This is a genomic window from Kordiimonas sp. (genome assembly GCF_048264555.1).
GTDB lineage: Bacteria > Pseudomonadota > Alphaproteobacteria > Sphingomonadales > Kordiimonadaceae > Kordiimonas.
Map to the genome: position 1 here is coordinate 290,183 of NZ_JBLXCX010000004.1, position 24,352 is coordinate 314,534.

26 protein-coding genes are annotated in these 24,352 nt (G+C 54.2%); 20 read left to right on the forward strand and 6 right to left on the reverse strand.

What is annotated here, in order from left to right; genetic code table 11:
• The first annotated feature begins 38 nt into the window (after positions 1-38).
• Entirely contained in the window at positions 39-1,115 is a 1,077-nt protein-coding gene (locus ACN0XZ_RS13300; protein ID WP_417458264.1) for a Kelch repeat-containing protein, read from the forward strand.
• On the opposite strand, the gene ACN0XZ_RS13305 is transcribed toward ACN0XZ_RS13300, so the two are convergent.
• Positions 1,112-1,552, reverse strand: a complete 441-nt coding sequence (locus tag ACN0XZ_RS13305) for a GFA family protein (RefSeq protein WP_417458265.1) — start codon at positions 1,550-1,552, stop codon at positions 1,112-1,114. The two genes, ACN0XZ_RS13300 and ACN0XZ_RS13305, sit on opposite strands and share 4 nt — an antisense overlap.
• Positions 1,553-1,755: 203 nt before the next feature.
• Here ACN0XZ_RS13305 and ACN0XZ_RS13310 point away from each other — a divergent pair, with 203 nt between their 5' ends.
• The 10 genes from ACN0XZ_RS13310 (at position 1,756) to ACN0XZ_RS13355 (ending at position 9,012) form a co-directional block, all read left to right on the forward strand.
• Complete coding sequence (locus ACN0XZ_RS13310; RefSeq protein WP_417458266.1) at positions 1,756-2,511, forward strand: YebC/PmpR family DNA-binding transcriptional regulator; 756 nt, start codon at positions 1,756-1,758, stop codon at positions 2,509-2,511.
• Between the two features lie 69 nt (positions 2,512-2,580).
• Positions 2,581-3,078 carry a crossover junction endodeoxyribonuclease RuvC gene (ruvC, locus tag ACN0XZ_RS13315; protein WP_417458267.1) on the forward strand — a complete coding sequence of 166 codons (498 nt, stop codon included), beginning with the start codon at positions 2,581-2,583 and terminating at the stop codon, positions 3,076-3,078.
• A complete protein-coding gene (gene ruvA, locus ACN0XZ_RS13320) occupies positions 3,075-3,695 on the forward strand; it encodes a Holliday junction branch migration protein RuvA (protein ID WP_417458268.1) in 621 nt (206 codons plus the stop codon). The genes ruvC and ruvA overlap by 4 nt, the downstream gene beginning before the upstream one ends.
• Positions 3,692-4,741, forward strand: a complete 1,050-nt coding sequence (gene ruvB / locus ACN0XZ_RS13325) for a Holliday junction branch migration DNA helicase RuvB (RefSeq protein ID WP_417458269.1) — start codon at positions 3,692-3,694, stop codon at positions 4,739-4,741. Before ruvA ends, ruvB begins: the two co-directional genes overlap by 4 nt.
• Positions 4,738-5,211 carry a YbgC/FadM family acyl-CoA thioesterase gene (locus tag ACN0XZ_RS13330; protein WP_417458270.1) on the forward strand — a complete coding sequence of 158 codons (474 nt, stop codon included), beginning with the start codon at positions 4,738-4,740 and terminating at the stop codon, positions 5,209-5,211. The genes ruvB and ACN0XZ_RS13330 overlap by 4 nt, the downstream gene beginning before the upstream one ends.
• A gap of 25 nt (positions 5,212-5,236) precedes the next feature.
• The gene (tolQ, locus tag ACN0XZ_RS13335) at positions 5,237-5,968 is read left to right on the forward strand and encodes a protein TolQ (RefSeq protein WP_417458271.1); all 732 of its coding nucleotides are present in this window, start codon (positions 5,237-5,239) and stop codon (positions 5,966-5,968) included.
• Positions 5,968-6,408, forward strand: a complete 441-nt coding sequence (tolR, locus tag ACN0XZ_RS13340) for a protein TolR (protein WP_417458272.1) — start codon at positions 5,968-5,970, stop codon at positions 6,406-6,408. The genes tolQ and tolR overlap by 1 nt, the downstream gene beginning before the upstream one ends.
• 13 nt (positions 6,409-6,421) lie before the next feature.
• Positions 6,422-7,303, forward strand: coding sequence for a hypothetical protein (locus ACN0XZ_RS13345; RefSeq protein WP_417458273.1), 882 nt, complete (start codon positions 6,422-6,424; stop codon positions 7,301-7,303).
• A gap of 12 nt (positions 7,304-7,315) precedes the next feature.
• Positions 7,316-8,671, forward strand: a complete 1,356-nt coding sequence (gene tolB, locus ACN0XZ_RS13350) for a Tol-Pal system beta propeller repeat protein TolB (protein ID WP_417458274.1) — start codon at positions 7,316-7,318, stop codon at positions 8,669-8,671.
• A gap of 2 nt (positions 8,672-8,673) precedes the next feature.
• Positions 8,674-9,012, forward strand: a complete 339-nt coding sequence (locus tag ACN0XZ_RS13355) for a hypothetical protein (protein ID WP_417458275.1) — start codon at positions 8,674-8,676, stop codon at positions 9,010-9,012.
• Between the two features lie 3 nt (positions 9,013-9,015).
• On the opposite strand, the gene ACN0XZ_RS13360 is transcribed toward ACN0XZ_RS13355, so the two are convergent.
• The 3 genes from ACN0XZ_RS13360 to cysQ all read right to left on the reverse strand — a co-directional run bounded on the left by ACN0XZ_RS13360 (position 9,016) and on the right by cysQ (position 12,029).
• On the reverse strand, positions 9,016-10,476 hold the full coding sequence (locus ACN0XZ_RS13360; RefSeq protein ID WP_417458276.1) for a flavin-containing monooxygenase: 1,461 nt from the start codon (positions 10,474-10,476) through the stop codon (positions 9,016-9,018).
• 110 nt (positions 10,477-10,586) lie between these two features.
• Positions 10,587-11,159 carry an NnrU family protein gene (locus ACN0XZ_RS13365; protein ID WP_417458277.1) on the reverse strand — a complete coding sequence of 191 codons (573 nt, stop codon included), beginning with the start codon at positions 11,157-11,159 and terminating at the stop codon, positions 10,587-10,589.
• 57 nt (positions 11,160-11,216) lie between these two features.
• Positions 11,217-12,029 carry a 3'(2'),5'-bisphosphate nucleotidase CysQ gene (gene cysQ, locus ACN0XZ_RS13370; RefSeq protein ID WP_417458278.1) on the reverse strand — a complete coding sequence of 271 codons (813 nt, stop codon included), beginning with the start codon at positions 12,027-12,029 and terminating at the stop codon, positions 11,217-11,219.
• Between the two features lie 144 nt (positions 12,030-12,173).
• Here cysQ and ACN0XZ_RS13375 point away from each other — a divergent pair, with 144 nt between their 5' ends.
• From ACN0XZ_RS13375 to ACN0XZ_RS13400, 6 genes are all read left to right on the forward strand, one after another.
• Positions 12,174-12,806, forward strand: coding sequence for a histidine phosphotransferase family protein (locus ACN0XZ_RS13375; protein ID WP_417458279.1), 633 nt, complete (start codon positions 12,174-12,176; stop codon positions 12,804-12,806).
• 134 nt (positions 12,807-12,940) lie between these two features.
• Positions 12,941-16,024, forward strand: a complete 3,084-nt coding sequence (locus tag ACN0XZ_RS13380; RefSeq protein WP_417458280.1) for a chemotaxis protein CheW — start codon at positions 12,941-12,943, stop codon at positions 16,022-16,024.
• Positions 16,021-16,506 (forward strand): chemotaxis protein CheW, encoded by a 486-nt coding sequence (locus tag ACN0XZ_RS13385; RefSeq protein ID WP_417458281.1) that lies wholly within the window; start codon positions 16,021-16,023, stop codon positions 16,504-16,506. The genes ACN0XZ_RS13380 and ACN0XZ_RS13385 overlap by 4 nt, the downstream gene beginning before the upstream one ends.
• A 64-nt stretch (positions 16,507-16,570) precedes the next feature.
• Positions 16,571-16,936, forward strand: a complete 366-nt coding sequence (locus tag ACN0XZ_RS13390) for a response regulator (RefSeq protein ID WP_417458282.1) — start codon at positions 16,571-16,573, stop codon at positions 16,934-16,936.
• Between the two features lie 76 nt (positions 16,937-17,012).
• Complete coding sequence (locus ACN0XZ_RS13395; RefSeq protein WP_417458386.1) at positions 17,013-18,242, forward strand: protein-glutamate methylesterase/protein-glutamine glutaminase; 1,230 nt, start codon at positions 17,013-17,015, stop codon at positions 18,240-18,242.
• Positions 18,239-19,081, forward strand: coding sequence for a CheR family methyltransferase (locus ACN0XZ_RS13400; protein WP_417458283.1), 843 nt, complete (start codon positions 18,239-18,241; stop codon positions 19,079-19,081). Before ACN0XZ_RS13395 ends, ACN0XZ_RS13400 begins: the two co-directional genes overlap by 4 nt.
• A gap of 84 nt (positions 19,082-19,165) precedes the next feature.
• Here ACN0XZ_RS13400 and ctrA read toward each other — a convergent pair whose 3' ends face one another.
• Positions 19,166-19,867 (reverse strand): response regulator transcription factor CtrA, encoded by a 702-nt coding sequence (gene ctrA, locus ACN0XZ_RS13405; protein WP_417458284.1) that lies wholly within the window; start codon positions 19,865-19,867, stop codon positions 19,166-19,168.
• Positions 19,868-20,176: 309 nt separating this feature from the next.
• Here ctrA and fliI point away from each other — a divergent pair, with 309 nt between their 5' ends.
• From fliI to ACN0XZ_RS13420, 3 genes are all read left to right on the forward strand, one after another.
• Positions 20,177-21,529, forward strand: a complete 1,353-nt coding sequence (gene fliI, locus ACN0XZ_RS13410; protein WP_417458285.1) for a flagellar protein export ATPase FliI — start codon at positions 20,177-20,179, stop codon at positions 21,527-21,529.
• Entirely contained in the window at positions 21,526-21,975 is a 450-nt protein-coding gene (locus tag ACN0XZ_RS13415) for a flagellar export protein FliJ (protein ID WP_417458286.1), read from the forward strand. The genes fliI and ACN0XZ_RS13415 overlap by 4 nt, the downstream gene beginning before the upstream one ends.
• A gap of 81 nt (positions 21,976-22,056) precedes the next feature.
• The gene (locus ACN0XZ_RS13420; protein WP_417458287.1) at positions 22,057-23,436 is read left to right on the forward strand and encodes an aminotransferase; all 1,380 of its coding nucleotides are present in this window, start codon (positions 22,057-22,059) and stop codon (positions 23,434-23,436) included.
• Here ACN0XZ_RS13420 and ACN0XZ_RS13425 read toward each other — a convergent pair.
• Complete coding sequence (locus ACN0XZ_RS13425) at positions 23,433-24,347, reverse strand: DMT family transporter (protein WP_417458288.1); 915 nt, start codon at positions 24,345-24,347, stop codon at positions 23,433-23,435. The two genes, ACN0XZ_RS13420 and ACN0XZ_RS13425, sit on opposite strands and share 4 nt — an antisense overlap.
• Positions 24,348-24,352: the final 5 nt, after the last annotated feature.

The following is a 24,352-nucleotide window of genomic DNA, read 5'->3' on the forward strand; positions in this document are numbered from 1 at the left end:
ACGTGATTTTATGCTGGGGTTCTTCAGGGGGAATTGTGATGCAGATACGGTCTTTATCAAATTGTATGGTGCTGGCTCTGGTACTTGGCTGCTCCGGCACGTTGCGCGCAAACGAATGTGTGCCTGCACTCCCTGAGCCACATAGCAACAATGCGGTTGCGATCACCACTACCGATGGGCAGCAGACCCTCTTCAGCTTTGCGGGGCTGCGAGCTGGCAAAACCTGGCGCGATACCTCCAGGAAGGCCTATATGTATAAGGCCGGTGAAGCCACATGGACTGTCCTTCCAGATATCCCTGTACCTGAGGGCCGGTTGGCCGCGACCGCGGAGGCAGTGGCCGGTAAAATATATTACTTTGGCGGTTATACGGTTGCGGAGGATGGTGCCGAAGTCTCAGCGCCTGAGAACTTCGTATATGACCCGGCCACGCGCGCTTATAGCCGTATTGCTGACATGCCAACACCAACGGACGACGCGGTCAGTTTTATTTATCAGGACCGGTATATCTATCTGGTGTCGGGTTGGCACAACACCGGAAATATCCGCGATGTGCAGGTCTATGACACACAGGAAAATACATGGTTCCTTGCAACGGAATATCCCGGCAGCCCGGTTTTTGGGCATGCGGGCGGTATTGTAGGCAATCGGTTCGTCATCGCTGACGGTGTGGCGGTCGTCGGAGAGGATGATGCCGGTCGTCGAAAGTTTGATACGGTGAACGAAGGCTGGATGGGGACGATTAGCCCGGACGACCCCACTCAGATAACCTATCGCAGATTGCCGCAGTTGCCCGGGCGTGGGCATTACCGTATGGGCGGCGAAGGTGATGTGGACGGGAACCGGGTGCTGTTTGTGGGCGGTACGCCAAACGCCTACAATTACAACGGCATCGGCTATAACGGTGAGCCCTCTATCCCACAAAAACATGTCTTTGCGTGGGATTTCACGAAAGACAACTGGGTTGCCTACAAAGATAAACCAATAGCCAGTATGGACCATCGCGGTCTTATAAAGTGGGGCGGAGACTGGATTACAGTAGGCGGGCTGACTGACGGGCAGATGGTCACCGGGGACATTTTGGCTTGGAAGGCGGGAAATATAACCTGTGACTAAAGCCCCACGTCCCAGCAGTCTTTTACCGTCACACCTCTGATCCAGACATCCTGCCAGCGCGCAGATTTTTCTGCCTTTGAAAGTTCTTTGGGTGACACAGACATCGGTGGGGGAAATTCGCCGCGCGCATTGAGCGCGTTCACATTAACAGCGGCGCGCCGCTCCCCTTCCACATCTGCGGTCACGCACGCAAGTACACCACAGCGTTGGCATAGCCAGAATCGCGCTGTCATTGAACCTTGTTCAAACAGGTTAATGGCTGCTTCGTTCTGTATCTCAATTTCCAGCTTTGCGTCAGGATGGGAAAGCCATTTTGCACCGTTCATGGTGCAAAAGTCGCAGTCACAAGCACGGGGTACAAGTTCAGAGAACGGCTTTTCTGTCTCCAACTGAATACCAATATTGCCGCAATAACAGCCACCCTCTAGCTTCCGCACCGTTGCCTCCTTGATCGTATTTTCTGGTCCTGAACCAGATTGGCATAACATGGCTTACGGATATAGCCGGAAAATGCCAACTTCCCCCTGTTCAAGCCGCTTAAATCTGCTAATAAGAGGGCCAGCCGGCGCCCAGCAAAGTATCGCTGTGGGCTGCGACCAATATAAACATCAACAATAAGGATAAGCTGCAGAGGGTAACCATGGCAGGCCATTCCAAATTTAAAAATATTATGCACCGCAAGGGCGCTCAAGATAAGAAGCGCTCTAAAATCTTCTCAAAGCTTAGCCGTGAAATCACGGTTGCAGCGAAAATGGGCGGCGAAGATATCGATAGCAATCCTAGGCTTCGCCTCGCGGTCGCAACTGCTCGTTCTCAGTCGATGCCAAAAGACAATATCGAACGCGCGATTGCAAAAGCTTCCGGCGGGGACGCGGAAAACTATGATGAGATGCGCTATGAGGGTTATGCCTCTGGTGGCGTTGGCATCATTGTTGAAGCCCTGACCGATAACCGCAACCGCACAGCATCTGATGTTCGTACTATTTTTGGTAAAGCTGGCGGCAACATGGGTGAAAGTGGCTCGGTTGGCTTCATGTTTGACCGTGTGGGTGAGATTATCTATCCAGCAGATGTTGCTGATGCAGACGCCATGTTTGAAGCTGCTCTTGAGGCTGGTGCCGATGAGGTAGAGTCAGATGAAGACGGCCACGCAATTTACACCGATGCAGCAGACTTGCATGCGGTTGTGGCTGCACTTACCGAAGCACTTGGCGGTAATGAGCCAGAGAGCGCGAAGCTGATCTTCAAACCGAAAGAACCGATGGTGCTTGATAAAGACGGGGCGGAAAAAGTGATGCGCCTTATTGAAGCGCTTGAAGACAACGACGATGTGCAGACTGTGTTTGGCAACTATGACATCCCTGATGATGTTTTGGCCGAACTGGATAGCGAATAAACCAGACGACTGGTCCATTTGCGATAGTGCAGGTGGGCCTTGCCTTTCAGGGAGAGGGTAGGCGGCCAGATGCGGCTTTTGGGGCTTGATCCGGGACTTCAGAAAACCGGTTGGGGGATCGTCGAAAGTGTCGGTACCAGGCTCAGTCATGTCGCGAATGGTACGGTCAGCTCTGATCCGAAAAAATCGCTCGCTGAACGCCTTGTAGAACTGCATGACGGCCTCGACGCCGTGCTCAAGGAGTGGCGCCCGCAATCCTGTGCGGTTGAAGAAACCTTCGTTAACAAGAACCCGACGTCGACACTGAAGCTTGGGCAGGCGCGTGGTATTGCACTACTGGTGCCTTCGCAAGCGGGGCTTAGTGTGGCGGAATATACGCCAAACCATGTCAAAAAATCCGTTGTGGGTGTTGGCCATGCCGCGAAGGAGCAGGTGGATGCCATGGTGCGCATCCTATTGCCCGGTGTGAAAATAAACGGGCCTGATGCCGCAGATGCGCTTGCAGTTGCGATCTGTCATGCGCATCATGTGGCAACAATGAGAAATATCGGGGGAGCGCCGCGTTGATTGCTAAGCTGACTGGCATTCTAGACAGTGTTGGAGACGATTGGGTGATCGTTGATGTGAACGGTGTTGGCTATATCTGCCATGCCTCTTCCCGCACGCTTTCCTCAATGCCTGCGCGCGGTGAGGCTGCTCAGCTGCATGTTGAAACGGTGGTGCGGGAAGACGCAATTACGCTCTATGGCTTCGCTGAAGTGGCGGAACGCAACATGTTCCGTTTGCTCACGAGCGTTCAGGGGGTTGGAGCGAAGGTCGGTTTGGCTATCCTCTCTACGCTCGCGCCGAATGAGCTTCAAAATGCGATCGCGGCACAAGATAAAACAGCCGTTGCACGCGCCAAGGGTGTGGGGCCAAAGGTGGCGCAGCGCATTGTGCATGAGCTCAAGGACAAAGTTACCGGCCTCGTGTTTCAGCCCAAGGGTGTGCAAATGGCAATGGGCGCTGCGGCTCCGAAAGCTGCAAACAGTGCGATCGAAGATGCGATCTCGGCGCTCGTTAATCTCGGTTACAAGCCTGTCGAGGCACATGGCGCTGTCGCGAAAGCTGCCGGACAATTGGGCGAGGGCGCCGATGTGGGTGCTTTGGTGCCGGCAGCGCTGAAGGAACTGAGTAGCTTATGAGTGACACAGAAGACAGACTGCTGAGCGGGGCTGAAGGCTCGGGCGACACGATTGATGTCGGCCTGCGCCCGCAAACGCTCAGGGAATTTATCGGGCAGGAACAAGCCCGCGCCAACCTTGAAGTTTTTATTGGCGCTGCTCGTGCGCGTGGTGAAGCGATGGATCACGTGCTGTTTTTTGGGCCGCCTGGCCTTGGCAAAACCACCCTTGCTCAAATCGTTGCACGTGAACTTGGCGTGAATTTTCGGGCCACATCGGGCCCGGTTATCTCAAAGGCGGGTGATCTCGCGGCGCTGCTGACCAATCTGCAGGAACGAGACGTTCTGTTTATCGATGAAATTCACCGCCTGAACCCCGCGGTTGAAGAAGTACTGTATCCGGCGATGGAGGATTTCCAGCTCGATCTGATTATCGGCGAGGGGCCCGCCGCGCGCTCGGTAAGGATCGATCTGCCACAGTTCACACTAGTGGGCGCTACAACACGGTCTGGGCTGATCACCAAGCCGCTTCGCGACCGTTTTGGTATTCCAACAAGGCTGGATTTCTATACCACTGACGAGCTTACCGAAGTTGTACGTCGTGGTGCTCGGCTCCTTGAGCTGAATATGAGTGAGGACGGTGCCCGTGAAGTGGCCGCGCGTTCCCGGGGTACACCAAGGATTGCGGGGCGTTTGCTTCGCCGTGTGCGTGATTTTGCCCTCGTTGCAGAGCGGGATGTAGTCGACCGGATTGCGGCTGACGCGGCACTAAACCGTCTGCAGGTCGATAGCCTTGGCCTCGATAGCATGGACAGGCGCTACCTTAAATGCATAGGGGTTACCTACACAGGCGGCCCGGTTGGGGTGGAGACTCTGGCCGCCGCACTGTCGGAACCGCGCGACGCAATTGAGGATATTATTGAACCCTATTTGATGCAGATTGGTCTTGTGCAGCGTACGCCGCGTGGGCGCATGCTTTCGCCAGACGGGTGGAAACACCTGGGGCTTACACCGCCGTCAGCCTCTGGTGGGGCAGGGCAGCCTGACATGTTTGGGAGTGCAAAATGACAGGTACGGTAGCAGAAGGCGAGTGGCACGGCGGTGTTTTTCATTTTCCTATCCGTGTTTATTACGAAGATACAGACGTGGGTGGCATGGTTTACCACGGACGTTACGTTAGTTTCTTTGAGCGGGTCCGGACAGAGAGTATCAGGGGCACTGCGGCGGATGTTAATCACCTGTTTGACCTGCCGGAGGAAGAAGGTGGGCCACTCACGTATGTGGTTTCCAACATCAACATTCGTTATCACCGGCAGGCGAAGGTTGGGGACGTGCTAATCGGCCATTCAATGGTGACCAAGGTTCGTGCCGCCGCGATAGAGGTGAAACAGTGGATCACCCGTGATGGCGAGATGGTTGCCGAAGCGGATGTGTTGGTGGCGGTTATTGGTACAGACGGCAGGCCAAAACGATGGCCTAATTCTGCCCGAATTTGTTGGCAGAACTGGATGAATGAAGCGGCCGAAGGCCAGCGTTAAGATTTAGAGAGGCAGGGAGACAGGAATGCAAGAGCAACTCGTGCAAGGGGTGGAAGCGGTACAGCTTGGGGGAAATGCACCCGATTTTTCCATCATGGGCATGTTTTTGCAGGCAGATTTCATCGTGCAAGCGGTGATGATCATGCTTCTGACGGCAAGCCTCTGGTCATGGTCGATTATCTTCAATACATGGACCCGGCTGAAAGACGCGCGCGGGCAAGCAAACGATTTTGAAGATACATTCTGGTCAGGCCAGTCTCTTGACGAACTATATTCAGCTCTGAAAAGCGCGCCCAATCACCCACTTGCTGCGGTGTTTGTGGCGGCGATGCGCGAGTGGCAGCGCAGTCTCGGCTCGCGTGCCTCCGGGCTTGATAAGGTAACGGTGCAGGACCGGATTTATAAAGCCATGCACGTGACCTCATCACGGGAGATGGACAGGCTGGAGGGCCAAGTTGGCTATTTGGCTACAATTGGTTCCGCCGCGCCGTTTGTTGGGCTTTTTGGTACTGTGTGGGGCATCATGAACAGCTTCACCTCAATCGCCGTCGCCTCTGACACCTCACTTGCAACAGTGGCTCCGGGCATTGCTGAAGCGCTTCTGGCTACAGCACTTGGCCTCGTGGCGGCGATCCCTGCTGTGATTGGCTATAACAAGCTTTCCACAGACCTGGGTCGGTATGCAGGCCGGGTTGAAGGGTTCGCGGATGAGTTTGCAGCTATCCTCTCCCGCCAGCTTGATGAGAGGGCGCACTAATGGGCGCGACAGTTACATCGGGCGGTCGCCCGGACGGCGCGCGCCGGCGCAGGGGGCGGTATCAGCCGCTGGCCGAGATCAACGTAACACCCTTTGTGGACGTGATGTTGGTGCTTCTCATCGTATTTATGGTTACGGCGCCACTTTTGACGGCAGGAGTGCCGGTTGATCTGCCAAAAGCGGCAGCAAAGCCATTACCGCAAGACGCGAAACCGCTGGAGATTTCCATCAATCATGAAGGCGCCATATTTCTTGTAGACACTGAGGTGTCGTTTGAGGAGCTTGTGCCGCGTCTTTCCGCTATTTCGGGTGCGAGCCGGGATACACGGATTTATATCCGGGGCGATACAAAGCTTGATTATGGCCGGGTTATGGCTGTGATTGGTTCGATTAATGCCGCGGGTTATACCAAAGTTGCCCTGATCGCGGACCAAAACTGATACCGAGTGCAGGATGATTAACAACGAACGCATTGGTTGGATATTATCCGGGACCCTTCATGTTGGGGTCGCCGTAGTTGCGCTTATCGGTTTGCCCAGCTTCTCGAAAGAGCGGGAGGCTCCTCCGCCTCCTATATCGATTGATTTCGTTCAGATTAATGAAAAAAACCAGATTGTGGCACCGGAGCCTGAGCCAGAGGAAATCAAGGAAGAACCTGTTGAGCGCGAACCGGAGCCCGAATATGCGCCGGAGGAAGTAGTGGAGGCCACCCCCAGCGAGGCTGTGCCTATGCCCGAAGCAAAACCTGATGTGAAGCCTACGCCTCCAAAGCCAAAACCGAAGCCAGAGGTGACGGAGCGTATGGATCTCCGCTCGAATGTAACGCCGAATGCTAAACCCAAGCCCCCATCGCGGTTGAAGGTGGATAGGCTCAAGGCTTTGATTGACCGGTCGATCAAGGAAGACAAAAAACCGACACCGGTTCCAGATACTAAGGTTGAAGAAAAGAAGGCTGCACCTAAAAAGGAAGAAGTCAAAACCGATATGTTCGCGGGCATTCGCGGACGGGTGGCAACGGCGACGCTGATGCAGGCCTTGCAGCAGAAGGTTTATAGCTGTTGGAATATCCCGGCTGGTGCAAAGGGCGTGAAAGATATGCAGGTGAATGTCAGTGTCTGGCTTTCAAGTGACGGCACGATGATCGGGCGGCCTGAGTTTGTGAATGCCGGGGACCTGAATGACCCTGACCGTGCTTTCTTCCGTGTGTTTGCCGAAAGTGCATTGCGTGCAGTACAACTGTGCGCGCCGTTCCCGGAGGCCAGCGACTATGTTCGGGAAACGGGACAGAACCAGATAATTTTCAATTTCAATCCAAAAGCGTTTTTGGGTGGATAAAGAGGGATAGGCATGTTGATTGGTCGAATTTGTGCAGCGGTTCTATTGTTTGTGGGCACGCTTACTGGTGCTGCGAACGCACAGCTCACCGTAGATATCACGCGTGGGACGGTGGACCCGGTACCGATTGCTGTGCCAGAATTTGCGCCCGTAGAAGACCTGGAGACGCCCACCGGCAAGCTCTCCGATATCGGGGCCAGCATCAGCCAGGTTATTACCTCTAACCTTATCTCCACCGGTCTTTTCCGGGCGATTGACCAGAACGCCTTTATTGAAAAAATCACGGCTGCCCCGTCTCGTCCGCGTTTTGGTGCCTGGCGTCCGCTTGGCGTGCAGGCGCTTGTTACAGGTCGCTTGCAGATGTTGCCAAACGGGAATTTGCGCGTTGAGTTCCGTCTGTGGGATGTGGTCGCTGAGGCTCAGATGGAAGGTGTCGGTTACACCACGCCTGTATCGAATTGGCGTAGAACAGCTCATGTAATCTCAGACCGCATTTATAGCCGCCTTACCGGTGAAGAGGGATATTTTGACACCCGTATTGTTTATATAGCTGAGCAGGGTGACCCGCTTAACCGCAAGAAGCGGCTCGCGATCATGGACCAGGACGGTGCCAATCAACAGTTCCTGACAGACGGCAGCTATCTTGTGCTTACACCCCGGTTCTCGCCGAACCGGCAGGAAATCACGTTCCTGAGTTACTATAATGATCGCCCACGCGTTTATCTCTTCAACATTTTGTCCAACAAGTTTGAAGTACTGGGTGATTTCCCCAGTATGACATTCTCACCACGCTTCTCGCCGGACGGTGACAATGTGGTGATGAGCCTGGCCGAGAATGGCAATTCTGATGTCTATGTGATGGACCTGCGAACGAGGCGCGAGGTGCGGTTAACCGACGACCCGGGTATTGATACCTCGCCCAGCTATTCGCCAGACGGTCGCAAGATTGTGTTCAACTCTGACCGTGGCGGTAGCCAGCAGCTCTATGTGATGGATGCTGATGGTGGCAATGTGCACCGTATCAGTTTTGGCAAAGGGCGCTATGCCACACCGGTGTGGTCGCCTCGCGGTGACCTGATTGCCTTCACCAAAATCGGCGACGGCAAGTTCCGTATTGGTGTGATGCGACCTGATGGTTCTGGTGAACGTTTGCTGACAGATGCCTATCAGGATGAAGGGCCAACCTGGTCGCCAAACGGGCGTGTGTTAATGTTCTTCCGCACCCCACCATACGGTGATGGTGGCACAGGCGGGAAACCAAGCCTCTGGTCAGTTGACCTGACCGGTTATAACGAGCGTCAGGTGCCTACCCCGTTTGATGCCAGCGATCCGGCCTGGTCGCCTCCGCTGCCTGTCACGACACGCTAATCGTGAAATACCAGGCTATAACGCCACTTGATAAAGCTGAAGCCGGGGAGCGGTTGCTCTCCGGCGACACAGAGACAATTGTTTACGGCTTGTTGGGGGCCGTTGAAGGCGTTGATGATTGGCGCTGGGTGCAGGATCAATGCCTCAGGTTTGTGACTAACCCGAGGGAAGATGTCGCTCGTGTGGCTGTCATGTGCCTTGGGCATATCGCCCGCATATGGGGTGATCTTGATGAAAAACGGGTCAAGAAAATCCTGAAAGACCTGGAGCCCAAAGCAACACCACGTATTCAGGGCGCGATTGAAGACACCCTTAGCGATATGAAAATTTACCTGAAATAACCGCTAGGCTGTGAACTCATATTCCTCAGGGTTCGCGCATTTCATCTCGCGCATATAGCGCCGCGTACCCCATGGCCACAAGGTGAATATGCGGCCATCTTCTCCTTGATACCAGCTTTTACAATGCCCCGCCCAAACGGTGCCTTGAAGGTCATGCTGTAGCTGCGTATCGAAGATGTTTGCGGCTTCTTCCTTCACCTCGACCACCTTGGCACCCGTTGCCAGAGTGTGTTTTATCGCGCTCAGAATATAAGAAACTTGAGCTTCAATCATCAGTATCACGCTGTTATGACCAAGGCCGCTATTGGGCCCGAGCAGCATAAACTGGTTAGGGAAACCTGGCATCGCTACCGTTCGGTGGGCTCGGATACCTTGGCTGAGATAGTCGTTCATCGTGATACCATTACGCCCGATTATCTCCACCCCCTCCATCTGGTCCCATGGTTTAAAACCTGTCGCATATATTATGGTATCCACGGGGCGACGGACCTCATCTGCTGTGACGATAGCGTCAGCTTCAACGCGGTTTATCGGTTCTGTGATGAGGGAAGCGTGATCACACTGAATGGCAGGGAAGTAGGTATCAGATGCCAAAATGCGTTTGCAGCCGATGGGGTAGTTCGGCATCAGCTTATCTCTAAGCGTGGGATCAGATACCTGAGCTTCAAGATGTTTGATAAACATCTTGGTGGCTCGTTTGGAGAAAAACCTGTCCCGCCTGAAGAGGGGGAAGCGCATCTCAAACAGCAGATATATCTGTAGCCGGTGCAGCTTCTCCAGAAGCGGAAAGCGAGCAAACAGCTTTTTCGCGCGCTCAGAATATTCCATAAACGGGCGCGGCATGATCCAGTTAGGCGTGCGCTGGTAAATATCGAGATGAGCAACCTTGTCGATGATTTCTGGAACCAGTTGAATAGCGCTGGCCGCCGTGCCAATAACCGCTACACGCTTTCCTGTCAGGTCATGTTCATGGTTCCACTCTGCCGTATGGTAGCTGATGCCTTTAAAACCCTTCATGCCGGGGATATCCGGGAAGCGGGGAATATGAAGCCCGCCCATACCGTTGATCAGGAAATCAGCATGCGCTACCGAGCCATCTGCGAAGGTGAGTTGCCAGCCCTTGTCCAGCCATTCGGCTTTTTTTAGTTCGGATCCGAAACGAATATTGGGAAGAAGGTCATGCTTGGCCGTGATGTCTTCAATGTAGGCTTGGATTTCGCCGCCGGGGGAGAAGACCTTGCTCCAATCCGCTTTGGGCTCAAACGAGAAGCTATACAGATGGCTTGGCACGTCGCATGCGACGCCAGGGTATGTATTCTCCCGCCACGTACCGCCTACTCGGTCAGCTTTTTCATAGAGCATGAAGTTGCCAAGGCCCGCTTTCTTGAGCTGGATCGCCATGCACAGGCCTGAGAAGCCCGCACCGATAATGGCTATTGATGGTACCTTCTGCCGATGCAACATGGCCATGCCCTCCCAAACCGCAATGAGAGATTTTTAATTGAACTCATTAAAATGTAAATATCTTTTCTGTGCTTCAAGTGGGCATGCTGTTTCGCGGTATATTGGCGGGTCTACATCGCATAAGGCATTGGGTTCACACCAATCAGCCATTCATGGATGAAAACAAAGCCGGTGTAGAGCGCCACACCAATAAAGACTGTCACGATATCTTTCACAAAGGCTTGTTTTGGTGGTTTGATCCAGTCGCCGTCGCGGCGGTTTGAGCCGATTATTGCCAATACAGTCCACACAAGGAATGTGCCGAACAGGAGAACCGATCGCTGTTCGCCATTTGCAAGCAGGTGTCCGATGGCCCACAGAAGCACACCGGTAAGCTGCGGGTGCCTTATGAGGCGACGGATGTTGCTGGGCGCTCGGCTCGCGAAAAACAGGATAAAGCCGAAAAGCACAAAAATAGGCGTTACATGGAAGGCCCAGAGAGGCGGGTAATATAGCGCTGTTGGTTCAGTTGATGTCCAGCCCAGATAAACGAGCACCAGTGCGCCAATGCTAACAAACGAAAAAAGGCCGCGATAGGGCTGTTTGCCGAGGCGTGCCAAGAGGCTCGCCCGGAGCGACATGCCAAACACCGGCATAAGGTGGATCAATACAAATATCAGTAGCCCAGCGAGCAATATCAGCACGGTAACCTCCCCTTGTCATAGGGACAGGGTATCGTGAAAACCGTATGCACAAAACAACTAAGTTAGTGATGGTACATTGAAATTTACGTCTGCGCGGCACAGAAACCAAGGGTTGAGGAAGGTTTTCAGGTCCTTGGCGTATGAGAGAGGACTGCCGTCTGCCACTTCAACATGGCCACCTGCCGCGAGGAGAACAGCATGAGCTGCGGCCGTATCCCACTCACACGTTGGCCCAAGCCTTGGGTAGAGATCGGCCTCACCCGTCGCGAGCAAGCATAATTTGAGGCTGGAGCCTATGGACACGTGTTCCGCACCGGGGAAATGCGCGAGCCATGCTTCCAGTTCTTCTGAACGGTGCGACCTGGAAGCAACGATGACGAGATGCTCGGGGTCTGCGGTGCGCGCTTTTATAGGAGATTGATTGATAAGTTCGCCATCCCGTACTTCCGCGGTCCAGGCACCAATGCCTTTGATGCCCCAGTACATTTTGTTCATGGCGGGCGCAAAGACAAAACCCATGATAGGCGTGCCGTTTTCAATCAAGCCGATGTTGACGGTAAAGTCTGAGCCTTTTTTGATGAACTCCTTGGTGCCGTCGAGAGGGTCCACGAGCCAGAAGGTGCCGCCGGAAATATCCGGGCATTTGCCTTCTGATTTTGCTTCTTCTCCAACAATTGGGATATTGGGAGCAATAAGCTTGAGCGCTGCCTCAATCACTGCCTCACCGCGACGATCAGCCTCAGTTACGGGGGATTGGTCTGCCTTGCCAAACACCTCAAAGTCGCTGTGATAAACGTCCATCACCACTTCACCGGCCTTGATCATGGTTTCAAGTATAGGGGTGACAAGCGCTTCGAGCTTCAATGACATGAAAAACCTCAAGAATTTTTACGATTATGGTTTCCGTTCTTGGCGTCTCCGCCTCGGTTCGGTATGGTTCTGACATGATGGGCAAAAATGGCAAGGTTTAATTGCTGAAATTGGCTGTTTTGCTGGGAAGAGGGGAAAACTCGTATGTCGAAACTCGACTTTGCCGCGCTCTTGTGTTCGCGGCTGTGCCATGACCTTGTGAGCCCCGTGGGGGCGATCAATAATGGTCTTGAAATTTTGGCCGACGAAACAGATGCGTCCATGCGGGACGCTGTTCTGGACCTCATCGAAAAATCGACCCGGCAAACAAGTCATAAATTGCAGTTCTTCAGGCTTGCTTTCGGTGCTGCGGGAGGTTTCTCCGCGCAACTGGATGTGCGAGAGTGTGAGAAGGCGATGCGTGCCTTTCTTGACGGGAGCCGGGTAAACCTTGAGTGGGAGGTGACGCCAGAGAGTGCGAGCAAAGCGCAGGTGAAAATACTCCTGAACCTTGGTCTCGTGGTTTCTGAAGCTATGATACGAGGTGGTACGGTTGTGGTGCAGATGCGAAGTGAGGGCGGTCAGTCCGTCATCACGGTGCGAGGTGAAGGTGCGCGCGTGATTGTGCAGGATGAGGTTAAATCAGCCCTTGCCGGAACCCTGAGCGATGATGACCTTGAGCCTCGTGCGGCCCCCGCTTATCTCGCGCAGGCTGTTGCTGCTGAAATCGGTGGCACGCTGAACCTCGTCGAGGTCAGCGATACGGTTGCGCATATCGAAGCAAAATTGCCGGATTAGGGCACGCAGAGACAAGATATCTGTATAGCTTTACACGTTTTTAACTCTTTTTGGCCAAGGTGCAAGTTGCGATCTGTTTCTTATCGGGGCACACTCCCAATACCTGCTGACCCTATCCGCTGGGATGATTGAATATGGATGATCTGTTAAACGAATTTCTGACTGAGACTGGTGAAAGCATCGACGTGGTAGACGTCGAGCTGGTCAAGCTTGAGCAGGACCCCAATAACAAGGAAGTTCTCGATAACATCTTCCGTCTTGTTCATACCATCAAAGGTACATGTGGCTTCTTAGGCTTGCCTCGGCTTGAATCAGTTGCCCACGCGTCGGAGAACGTACTTGGTAAGTTCAGGGATGGTGAGCTGCAGGTTTCTGAGCATGCGGTTACCGTCATTCTCGAAAGCCTTGATCGGATTAAAGAAATTCTTGCTGGTCTTGAGGCGACGGAGGAAGAACCTGAAGGGGACGATAGCGACCTGATTGCACGGCTTGATGCCATCGCGGAAGGCGCCGTTTCTGCCCCTGATCCTGAACCTGATACGGTTGAGGGTGAAATTGTTGATGTTGGCCTTGGGCGGGCACTGAAGCCGGGTGAAGTCTCGCTTGAGGAGCTTGAGGCTGCATTTGCGAATGCACCCGGCCCCGAAGAAGCCGAGGTAGAAGAACCTGCAGCCGCGCCATCCTCTAGCGGGGCAGGCAAAACACTCTTTGACAGAGTTGGCGGCGAAGACACACTTGCCGTTGCCGCACACCTCATTGCACAGCGTCTCGGAACTGACGGCACACTTTCAAAGTTTTTCGCGAACACGGCTTCTGATTTGCGTAAGGGCCAGTTCATGGGCCTGATGCTGGCAATTTTTAAAGACGATCTTGATGCCGCTGATAATGTGGGTCGTCAGCTTGTGTCGGTTTCCGGGTTCACGGATCAGCATTTCGACAAGCTTGTTGAGATGATGAAAGCTGTGCTTGTCGAGTGCCAGGTGGACGGCGATGCCGCGGATGAAGCGGCCATGAGCTTTGAGCTCGTGCGGGACGCTGTGGTAAGTGCGGCGAAAGAAATTGCGAAGGCGGAAACCAATAAGGCTGGCACCGCGTCGGCCGCTCGTGCTCAGGCGGCGGGCCCGTCGGCCGCTGCACCAACTGAGCAGAAACGAACATCCCAGTCCATTCGCGTGAGCGTTGACCTTCTCGAAGACCTGATGAACATGGTGTCTGAGTTGGTACTCACCCGTAACCAGTTGCTGCAAATTACGCGCAACATGGACAACTCCGAACTTGGTGTGCCGCTGCAGCGTTTGAGCCAGTGCACGACCGAGTTGCAGGAAAATGTTATGAAAACGCGCATGCAGCCGATTGGCAATGCATGGGCGAAACTGCCGCGAATTGTCCGTGACCTCACGGTTGAACTTGATAAAAAGATCGACCTTGAGATGCTGGGCGCCGATACGGAGCTCGACCGCCAGGTGCTTGAGTTGATCAAGGACCCACTGACCCACATGGTACGGAACTCTGCCGACCACGGCATTGAAACCCCCGCCGAGCGGATGGCCGTGGGCAAGCCGGAAAACGGCACGATTGTCCTGAACGCCTATCATGAAGGCGGGCATATCATTATCGAAATCAAGGATGATGGTCGCGGCATTCCTGTGGCTAAATTGAGCGCAAAAATCCTTGAGAAGAAACTGGCGACCGAAGCCGAGTTGGCTGACATGTCGGATAGCCAGATCCAGAAGTTTATCTTCCATCCGGGTTTCTCAACCGCAGAGAAGATCACCAGCGTTTCCGGTCGTGGTGTGGGCATGGACGTGGTGCGCTCGAACATCGAGAAGATCGGCGGTACCATTGATATGGTCTCGATTGAAGGTAAAGGCTCTACCTTCCAGATCAAAATCCCACTGACGCTCGCGATTGTGGCGGGGCTGATCGTCAAGGCGCAGGAAGAGCGTTATGCGATCCCGCAGATCAGTGTGCTTGAGCTCGTACGGGCATCCCAGAATTCTGAGCACAAGATCGAAACTATCAAGGACACACCTGTGCTTCGGCTCAGGAACCGCCTGTTGCCACTTGTATACCTCAATGAAGTTCTTGGTTTCATGACACGGGACGAGATTGATGACCGCGAAAATGTTGATGACTTTATCGTTGTTACACAGGTCGGCGCCTTCACGTTCGGTATCGTGGTGGACCAGGTGTTTGATACTGAAGAGATCGTGGTGAAGCCCGTTGCACCGATCTTGAAAGATTTGGAGATATACTCAGGTAACACGATCCTTGGTGACGGGAGCGTGATCATGATCCTTGATCCAAACGGAATTGCTGCACGGGCTAACTCTGGCGTGGGTGATCACGAGCGTGAGGAAGAAGATGCTCGTGAACAGGTGCGCCGGACCGCCGCGAATGAGAAAGAGAGCCTGTTGGTCTTCCGGGCCGGCGGCAAAAACCCAAAAGCGGTACCGCTCGCGCTTGTTGCTCGTCTCGAGGAGATCGAGGTGGATACCATCGAGCTTTCCGACGGTCGTCACATGGTGCAGTACCGTGGTGCACTGATGCCGCTCATAAAAGCTCATCCGGATATGGAACTGCGAAGCGAAGGCCGCCAACCTGTGCTTGTGTTCACTGACCGTGAATACACGATGGGGCTCGCTGTTGATGATATCCTTGATATCGTTGAGGAAGAGTTGAACATCAAGCTGGCGTCCGACAAACAAGGTGTTGTGGGCTCAGCCATCATCAGCGGTAAGGCGTCTGAAGTTATCGATGTTTCATACTATCTCAACCTAGCGTTTGCCGATTGGCTGCGTTCCCGCAACGTGACGGATGATACGGTGCCGTCTGCGGGCGCGAGCATTCTGCTGATCGATGATAGTGATTTCTTCCGTAATATGCTGAAGCCGGTACTGACGGTTGCTGGTTATCAGGTCAAGGCCGTTTCAAGTGCGGCGGCTGCGCTCAAGCTCATGGAAGATGGCTACACCTACGACCTGATCGTATCCGATATTGAGATGCCGGATATGAACGGCTTTGATTTTGCCACGACTATCCGTGACGGAAGCAAATGGGAAAACACCCCACTTGTTGCCCTGTCTGCGCTCGCGACAGAGCGCGATGTACAGCGCGGGCATGCTGCCGGTTTTGATGATTATATCGCCAAGTTTGACAAGCCGACGTTACTGAGAAGTCTGGCCCAGCAGCTTAAGATTAAAGGAGACGCGGCATGAACAACCTTGTTGTCCGTGATGACCTGAGCCTTGTTGCCACCGGCAAGCAGGACTTTGTGACCGTTGTGCTTGAAGGGCAGACGCTGGGCATTCCTGTACTGAGTGTTCATGACGTGCTGAACCCGCAGCAGATTACCAAAATACCGCTTGCGCCCGCATGGGTGTCAGGGGTGTTGAACCTGCGTGGCAAGATCGTGACAGCAATTGACCTCCGCCAGCGTCTTGGCCTGCCACCACTGGAAGCCGGAAAACAGAGCATGTCTGTGGTGGTGGAACATAATGACGAGCCCTATAGCCTGCAGATTGATACCGTGGGTGAGGTTCTGTCGCTTGACGATGCTGATTTTGAGAGAAACCCGGTAACACTTGACCAGCGTTGGCGAGAAGTGAGCCGGGGGATCTATAGGCTCGAGAACAAACTTTTGCCCATTCTTGACGTGGACCGACTTCTTGCCTTTGAAAGCAGTGGAAAAGCCGCGTAAGGTGCAGATTGAACAATAATAGAATAGATCCGCCGAACAGGGCGGAGTAGGGAGACATCGGCAAATGAAGTTATGTCTTGTGGTTGACGATTCAAAAGTAATCCGGAAGGTCGCGCGGCGCATTCTGGAAGAGCTCAACTTTGAAATCGAAGAAGCCGTGGATGGACAGGACGCTCTGGACGCATGTGATCGCAACATGCCGGACGTTGTGCTTTTGGACTGGAATATGCCTGTGATGGATGGCCTTGAATTTCTGAAGGCGATCAGGTCCCGGGAGGGTGTTGAACAGCCGATTGTTGTGTTCTGTACCACAGAGAATGATATGGCGCATATTCGTACGGCTATCGAGGCCGGCGCGAACGAATATATTATGAAGCCGTTTGACCGTGAGATTATTGAAGCGAAATTCTCCCAAGTTGGGTTGATGTAAAACAAGGGTACCCCGCGTGAATTCTGCGGTTTCAAAAACAACAGCTGTGCCGGGAAATGGCGGCCCCTACCGGGTGATGGTGGTGGACGACAGTGCTATCATTCGTGGTTTCCTGTGTCGCTACTTGTCTGAAGACTCTGAGATAGATGTTGTCACGACCGCCAACAATGGCGCTGTGGCGCTCCGTCAGCTACAGGCGAATGATATTGAGGTTGTTGTTCTCGATATTGAGATGCCGGAGATGGATGGCCTGACTGCCCTGCCGCAGATGATCAAGATGGTGCCGGACCTGCAGGTGGTGATGGCATCCACATTGACGCGGAAAAATGCTGAAGTCAGCTTGCGCTCCCTGCAGATGGGAGCTGTCGATTATGTGCCGAAGCCTGAAACAGCGCGCTCCGTTAATGCGAATATCGATTTCCGCCGTGAACTGGTTGACAAGGTAAAGGCATGGGCATCACGTCGCCGTAAAAAGCGGGGCGAAAAGCTACCCGCAAACGCGAGCGACCTCGGTGCACCCACGGCCGGTACGACCGCTGCGGGGCTTGCTGCCCGCGAGGTGACAGCGCGTCGCCCGGCTGCGCCAGCACCAGGTGGTGGTTTTGTCACCGCGCGCCGACCAGCTACACCGGTATCAATATCAAGCGCACGTGCAGCTACCACTGAGGCCAAACCGGCCCTGTTTGCAGATAAACAGATCAGCTTGCGCACGGGCTCGTTCCGGCGCCCAAAAGTGCTGGCTATAGGATCCTCAACTGGTGGGCCACAAGCACTGATGAAGTTTTTTGCGGGCTTCAAGCGCGCGCCGGACGTGCCGGTTCTAATAACCCAGCACATGCCCGCGACCTTCACGGCGATCTTGGCAGAACATTTGGCGCAAGCCACAGGCTGGAAAACGCAGGAAGCGTCCGACGGGCAAATGTTGAAGCCGGGTGAGGTGTATGTGGCCCCCGGTGGGCGACATATGGAAGTTGCAGTTGTTGAAGGCAAGGCCTGTGTCCGTCTGACGGATGAGCCGCCAGAGAATTTCTGTCGTCCGGCTGTTGACCCGCTGTTTCGCAGCCTGCCCGCGGTATATGGTGAGAATGTCCTCGCCGTGATCCTGACGGGCATGGGGCATGACGGTCTGAAGGGCGCGAGAGAATTGACACGAACGGGGGGTACGCTGCTGGCGCAGGATGAAGCGAGCAGTGTGGTGTGGGGTATGCCTGGTGCGGTTGCGACCGCAGGGCTTTGTACGGAGGTACTTCCTGTTGATAAATTGGGTGAGGCAGCAGCCACAAGGTTGCAAGGAGGAATCAGATGAAAACTGAAGATTTTGAATTCCTCGCTGGCATGCTCAAAGAGCGCTCTGGCCTGATGCTCACGCCGGATAAGGTCTATCTGCTTGAAAGCCGTTTGACGCCGCTCGCGCGTAAACGTGGCCTTGATACGCTTGATGCCCTTGTGCAGAAACTGCGGATGAGCCGGGATGAAGGACTGATCCGGGATGTGACGGAAGCGATGACGACAAACGAGTCGTTCTTCTTCCGCGACAATACGCCGTTTGACCTGTTCAAGAACCACGTGTTGCCTGCCATGGAAAAAGGCAGGGCCTCCCAGAAACGCCTGCGCATCTGGTGTGCTGCGGCGTCTACAGGGCAGGAGCCATATTCGCTTGCCATCCTCCTTCGGGAAAACTGGATGAAATGGCAGGGCTGGAACATTGAGATTGTGGGCACAGATATCTGCACACAGGTTTTGGAAAAAGCGAAAGCGGGCACCTATAGCCAGTTTGAAGTTCAGCGCGGCTTGCCGATCCAGATGCTGATAAAATATTTCAAACAGGAAGGTGATACCTGGCGCATCAGCGACGACATCCGAAAGATGGTGTCTTTCCGGCCTTTCAATCTGCTCAGCAATTTTGTCGGTATGGGCACATTTGATGTGATCTATTGCCGCAACGTGCTGATCTATTTTGACCAGCCAACCAAGAAGGATGTGCTGGAGCGCATGCGTAAATGTTTAGCAAGTGACGGTACGCTTTTCCTCGGTGCTGCAGAAACAGTGCTTGGCATTACTGACAGCTTCCGTCCCGTACGCGGGCAACGCGGCATGTATGTGCCGTCTGATGGCACAGCTGAGAAGGCCATGGGGCTGGGCTAGAGTTTTTTCTCCCTAATCTGTTAAAAATAGAAGAGGCAGCCTCACTATGACGCTGCCTCTTTTTGTTTATTTGATGTGGCGCTTCTAGCTTGCGGCCGCTTCGGCCTCTTCGGTTGGGTTTCTGAGCACATAGCCGCGGCCCCACACGGTCTCGATGTAGTTCTCACCGTCAGAGGCAGTGGCCAGCTTCTTCCTGAGCTTGCAGATGAACACATCAATGATCTTCAGCTCCGGCTCATCAATGCCGCCGTATAGATGATTGAGGAACATCTCTTTGGTGAGCGTGCTGCCTTTTCTCAAGGAAAGCAGCTCAAGCATTGCATATTCCTTGCCGGTCAGATGCACGCGCTGGCTCGCCACTTCCACGGTCTTGGTATCTAGGTTAACGGCAAGCTTGCCGGTCTTGATGATAGACTGTGAATGCCCTTTTGAGCGCCGCACAATCGCATGGATGCGGGCCACCAGCTCCTCTTTATGGAAAGGCTTGGTCATGTAATCGTCGGCACCAAAGCCGAGGCCTTTGACCTTGTTTTCCATTTCCGTCAGGCCGGAAAGGATCAGGATTGGTGTGTTCACCTTGGCTGTCCTCAATTTCTTGAGTACATCGTATCCGTGCATATCCGGTAGGTTCAGGTCGAGCAAGATGATGTCATAGTCATAGAGCTTACCGAGATCGAGGCCTTCTTCCCCAAGGTCGGTGCTATACACATTAAATCCCTCTGCGTTGAGCATAAGCTCAATGCTGCGGGTCATTGTAGGATCGTCTTCAATTAAAAGAACACGCATTTCTCATCCCCAGGTTAGTGTCTATATCCGGCATGAGCCAAACTCTCGGCGTACCTTCTGCCGCCGAAACACATCAGATCGCCATGAACGGTGACCCCTCCCGCCTAAGGCGTGTTTCATGGTTAATGTTAACTAAGGTTAACGGAAACTCCAAGGAAAAAACAGGGCACAACTTAAGGGTTTGACTAAAGTGAACGGTCCTTTTACCAATCCTTAAACAGCTTCGTGCATAGTGGCGCGGTCAGAAATGTAACCTTGATCCTGCGGCAATGGCCGGCCTTGGGGGTTGGGCCAGGATACGAGAGAAACGTGCAAAGTCTTATCCAGGAAGTAGAGCGAATTCAGACCGAAAAACGGTTCGGTCGGGTGACCGGAGTCCGCGGTTTGCTTGTGGAGTTGGCCGGAATTGGCCAGCATATTTCCATCGGCTCTCGTCTGGAAATTGAGACCCGTGGCTACCGTAAAGTGCCGGTCGAGATTGTGGGTTTTCGCCACGAAACTGCACTAGCAATGCCGTTCGATGCGCTTGAGGGTGTAGGCGTCGGCTGCAAGGTCTCCTTGCTGCAAAGTGAGCCTGTCGTTTTCCCGTCCTCTGCATGGTTAGGTAGGGTAGTGAATGCGCTTGGTGAACCAATTGACGGCAAAGGGCCGATTCGCAATGGTACACGCCCGCGTCTTTTGCGGGCCGGGCCACCACCTGCCCATAGCCGCCAGCGGGTTGGTGCCAAGATCGATCTGGGCGTTCGCGCCCTCAACACCTTCGTTAGTTGTTGCCGTGGTCAGCGTATGGGTATTTTTGCGGGCTCAGGCGTGGGTAAATCGGTTCTATTGTCCATGGTGGCGCGGCACTCAGACGCGGACATCAGCGTTATCGGCCTCATCGGTGAACGGGGCCGTGAGGTGCAGGAATTTATCGAGGACGACTTGGGCGAGGATGGTCTCGCGCGCTCCGTCGTGGTTGTTGCAACGTCGGACGAGAGCGCATTGATGCGCCGTCAGGCCGCGCATCTCACACTCTCGCTTGCCGAATTTTTCCGTGACCGTGGGCAGGACGTGATGTGCCTGATGGATAGCGTGACCCGTTTTGCCATGGCACAGCGCGAGATTGGCCTTGCGGGCGGTGAGCCACCAACCAGCAAGGGCTATACCCCGACCGTTTTCACTGAACTGCCGCGCCTTCTGGAGCGCGCGGGGCCGGGCCCACGCGGGCAGGGTAATATCACCGGGCTTTTCACCGTGCTGGTGGAAGGGGATGACCACAACGAGCCGGTTGCCGATGCGGTGCGCGGTATTCTTGACGGTCATATCGTGATGGAACGCGCGATTGCGGAACGGGGTCGTTACCCAGCGATCAATATTCTTAAGTCCATCTCCCGTACCATGCCGCGGTGTAACTCAGATGATGAGAACCTCTTGGTGCGTGAAGCCAAGCGTTACATGTCTACCTATACGGATATGGAAGAAATGATCCGCCTTGGTGCTTACCGGCAGGGCAGCAACCCGGATGTAGATGCGTCTATTGGGTATCATGAGCCTCTCGAGGAATTTCTCGGCCAATGGAAGGACGACAAAACCCCGCTTCTTGAGGGATATCAGCGCTTGCGCCAGATCCTTGAGACAGGGCCCGCCGCCATGGCACTGAGGGGAGGCGGTGACGAATGAGCCGTCTTGACGGAATTATCCGCCTGAGAAAATGGGAGCTTGACGAACAGCGTCGTCAACTCGCAGAAATTCAGGCCGAGTGCGACGCCATCGTGACCGTTATTGATGCCATAGAAGATGAGCGGGCACAGCAGGCGCGTGAATATAGCGGCTCGGAAGTTTCCGCGCTTACCTATGGCGCCTACCTTGAAGGCACACGAATGAAGCAGGAAATGTTCACCAAGCTTTTGCGTGAGAAAGAAGAAGCCCTTGATGAGCACCGCGACAAAGTGGCGGAAAGCTTCCGCGAGTTGAAGACGTTTGAGATCGCGCGTGAACGTGAATATCAACGTATTGCTCAGGCCGAAGCCAAGGAAGAACAGGACGCCTTCGACGAGCTTGGTATCCAGAACCACGCCCGTGAAGAAGCCATGGTTGATGCCAAGTATCTGAAAATGCGGCGCTAAGCCTCGAAGCCCCCAAAATAATCACTTGATTGATATGGCCCTAGGCCGTCATTCTGTTGTCCTTCAGGGAAGGACAGCACCATGGCGGACATGAACCCGGACGATATTCTCGCGCATCTGCAAGCGGCAGACAGGGCGCACCACTTGCATCCATTCACTGATCCAAATGCGCTCAAAACGGCGCCGCCTTTTGTCATCGAGCATGCTGAAGGCTGCTATGTTACGGGCCAGAATATCCGGCTTCTGGACGCGATGGCGGGCCTTGGCTGCGTGAATATCGGCTATGGCCGTAAGGAGTTAGCCGCCGCCGTGGCCGATGCAATGGAGCGGCTGTGTTATTATCATTCGTTCGCGGCTGTTTCGAACCCTTATGCCGCACCGCTTGCCGCCAAGATTGCTGAAAAATCCCCCAGCCACATGAACAAGGTGTTCTTCGCGAACTCGGGTTCCGAGGCGAACGAGACGCTGATCAAGCTGGTACGGCTCTATTGGCGGCGGAAGAACCAACCGTCCAAAAAAGTGATCATCAGCCGGGACTATGCCTACCACGGCAGCACGATTGCCACGACACTGCTGAACGGTAACAAGGCCATGATCGAAGATTTTGGGCTTGAGCTTGGTAAGGACGTGATCCATGCCACAGCGCCTTTTTGGTATCGCCTTGGTGGTGATTTGAGTCCGGAAGAATTTGGGCTCAAGGCTGCGCAGGATATTGAAGCCAGAATACTGGAAGCAGGCCCTGAGAACGTGGCCGCGTTTTTTGGTGAGCCGATACAAGGCACACTGGGCGCTGTGGTGCCGCCTGCAAGCTATTGGCCTGAAGTTGAGCGTATTTGCCGCAAACATGATGTGCTTTTGGTGGCAGACGAGGTGGTGACAGGCTTTGGCCGAACGGGGCAATGGTTTGCGCAAGAAACCTTCGGTTTCAAAGCGGATATGATGACCCTCGCCAAGGGGTTATCGTCGGCCTACCTGCCCATCTCCGCCGCAGTTATCAGTGATGATGTCGCTGAGGTGATTGAGGGGGCCGAAGCCGTGCTTCAACATGGGTTTACGACCACCGGACACCCGGTAACAGCAGCCGTTGCGCTCCGGAATATCCAGGTGCTTGAAGATGAAGGACTGATTGACCGGATCAGGGACGATGTTGGCCCCTATTTCACGAAAACCCTGAGGGCTCTTGAGGCGCACCCCCTTGTAGGGGAAGCGCGGGTTTGTGGTTTGATGGCGGGTATTGAGCTGGTGCGCGATAAGGAAGCGCGAGACCAGTATCCGCTTGAGCTTGGCATTTGCGAACATATCGGGCAGGCATGCCTTGTGCGCGGCCTTATCGTGCGGCCCGTTGGCAACGCACTTGTATTGTGCCCGCCGTTTATCATCAGCCACGCCGAGATAGACTTTATCGGCAACGTGCTCAAAGAAGCGCTGGATGACGTGTATAACGCCTTGCAGCAGGGTTAAACGGTTGCCTCTGTTGGCTGTGGTGGTTTCTCTTCAGTTTTGCTCTTGCGCCTGATCATCGTGACATTGCCGATGATCACGAGGCTCAAGCCAACCACGGCTTCTACCGTCCAGACAAACCCTTCCATCACAGTTGAGATCATCAGCGCCACCACCGGGGTCATCACCGCCATATAAGCGGCGCGGCCCACACCAATGCGGCCGATCAGCCAGATATAGAGCGTGAAGGCAATAACGGTTCCCACAACAGACAGGTAAAGGAGCGACAGCACATAGCTTGGCTGTGGGTCAAACGCGATGGGTTTACCAGACAGCAGCGCGAAGGTGATGTTTGAAAGAGCACCATAGCCAAGGCTCCATGCATTGAAGGAAAGTACAGGGATTTTCCGGCTTGAACCCGCACCTGCTGCCATATTGCCGAAGGAGCAGATCAAGGTTGCTGTGAGGCATAGCGCGAGGCCGAGCGTCGTGTCGTCCTCAAATGAGAAAGCCGTTACCTCTGGCATGAACAGAAGCACGAGCCCTGCAATGCCCACAAGAGCCGCCGCGATTGTGCTTGGCTGGATGGGGTTGCCAAGGAAGATGCGGGCGTTGACGATATTGAGGAACGACAGCATGGAGAAGGTGACCGCCACCAGTCCGGAGGTCAGGTATTCCGTACCCCAATAAGTGAAGATATAACCGCCGGAGAATAGAAACAGCCCCGTGAGCGCCATCCACAAGTGGTGTTTGAGGTCGATCTTCAGTGTTTGACGGCGAATGAGGCAGATAGCGAACAGCACAAGCGACGCAAGTGCAAAGCGGTATACAAGCGACCATTCCTTAGGCACTACACCCAGCTGTAGCTCAATGGCGTACCATGTTGACCCCCAAATGGTGACACAGCCCAGAAATGCCAGAAGTACTGCCACGATAT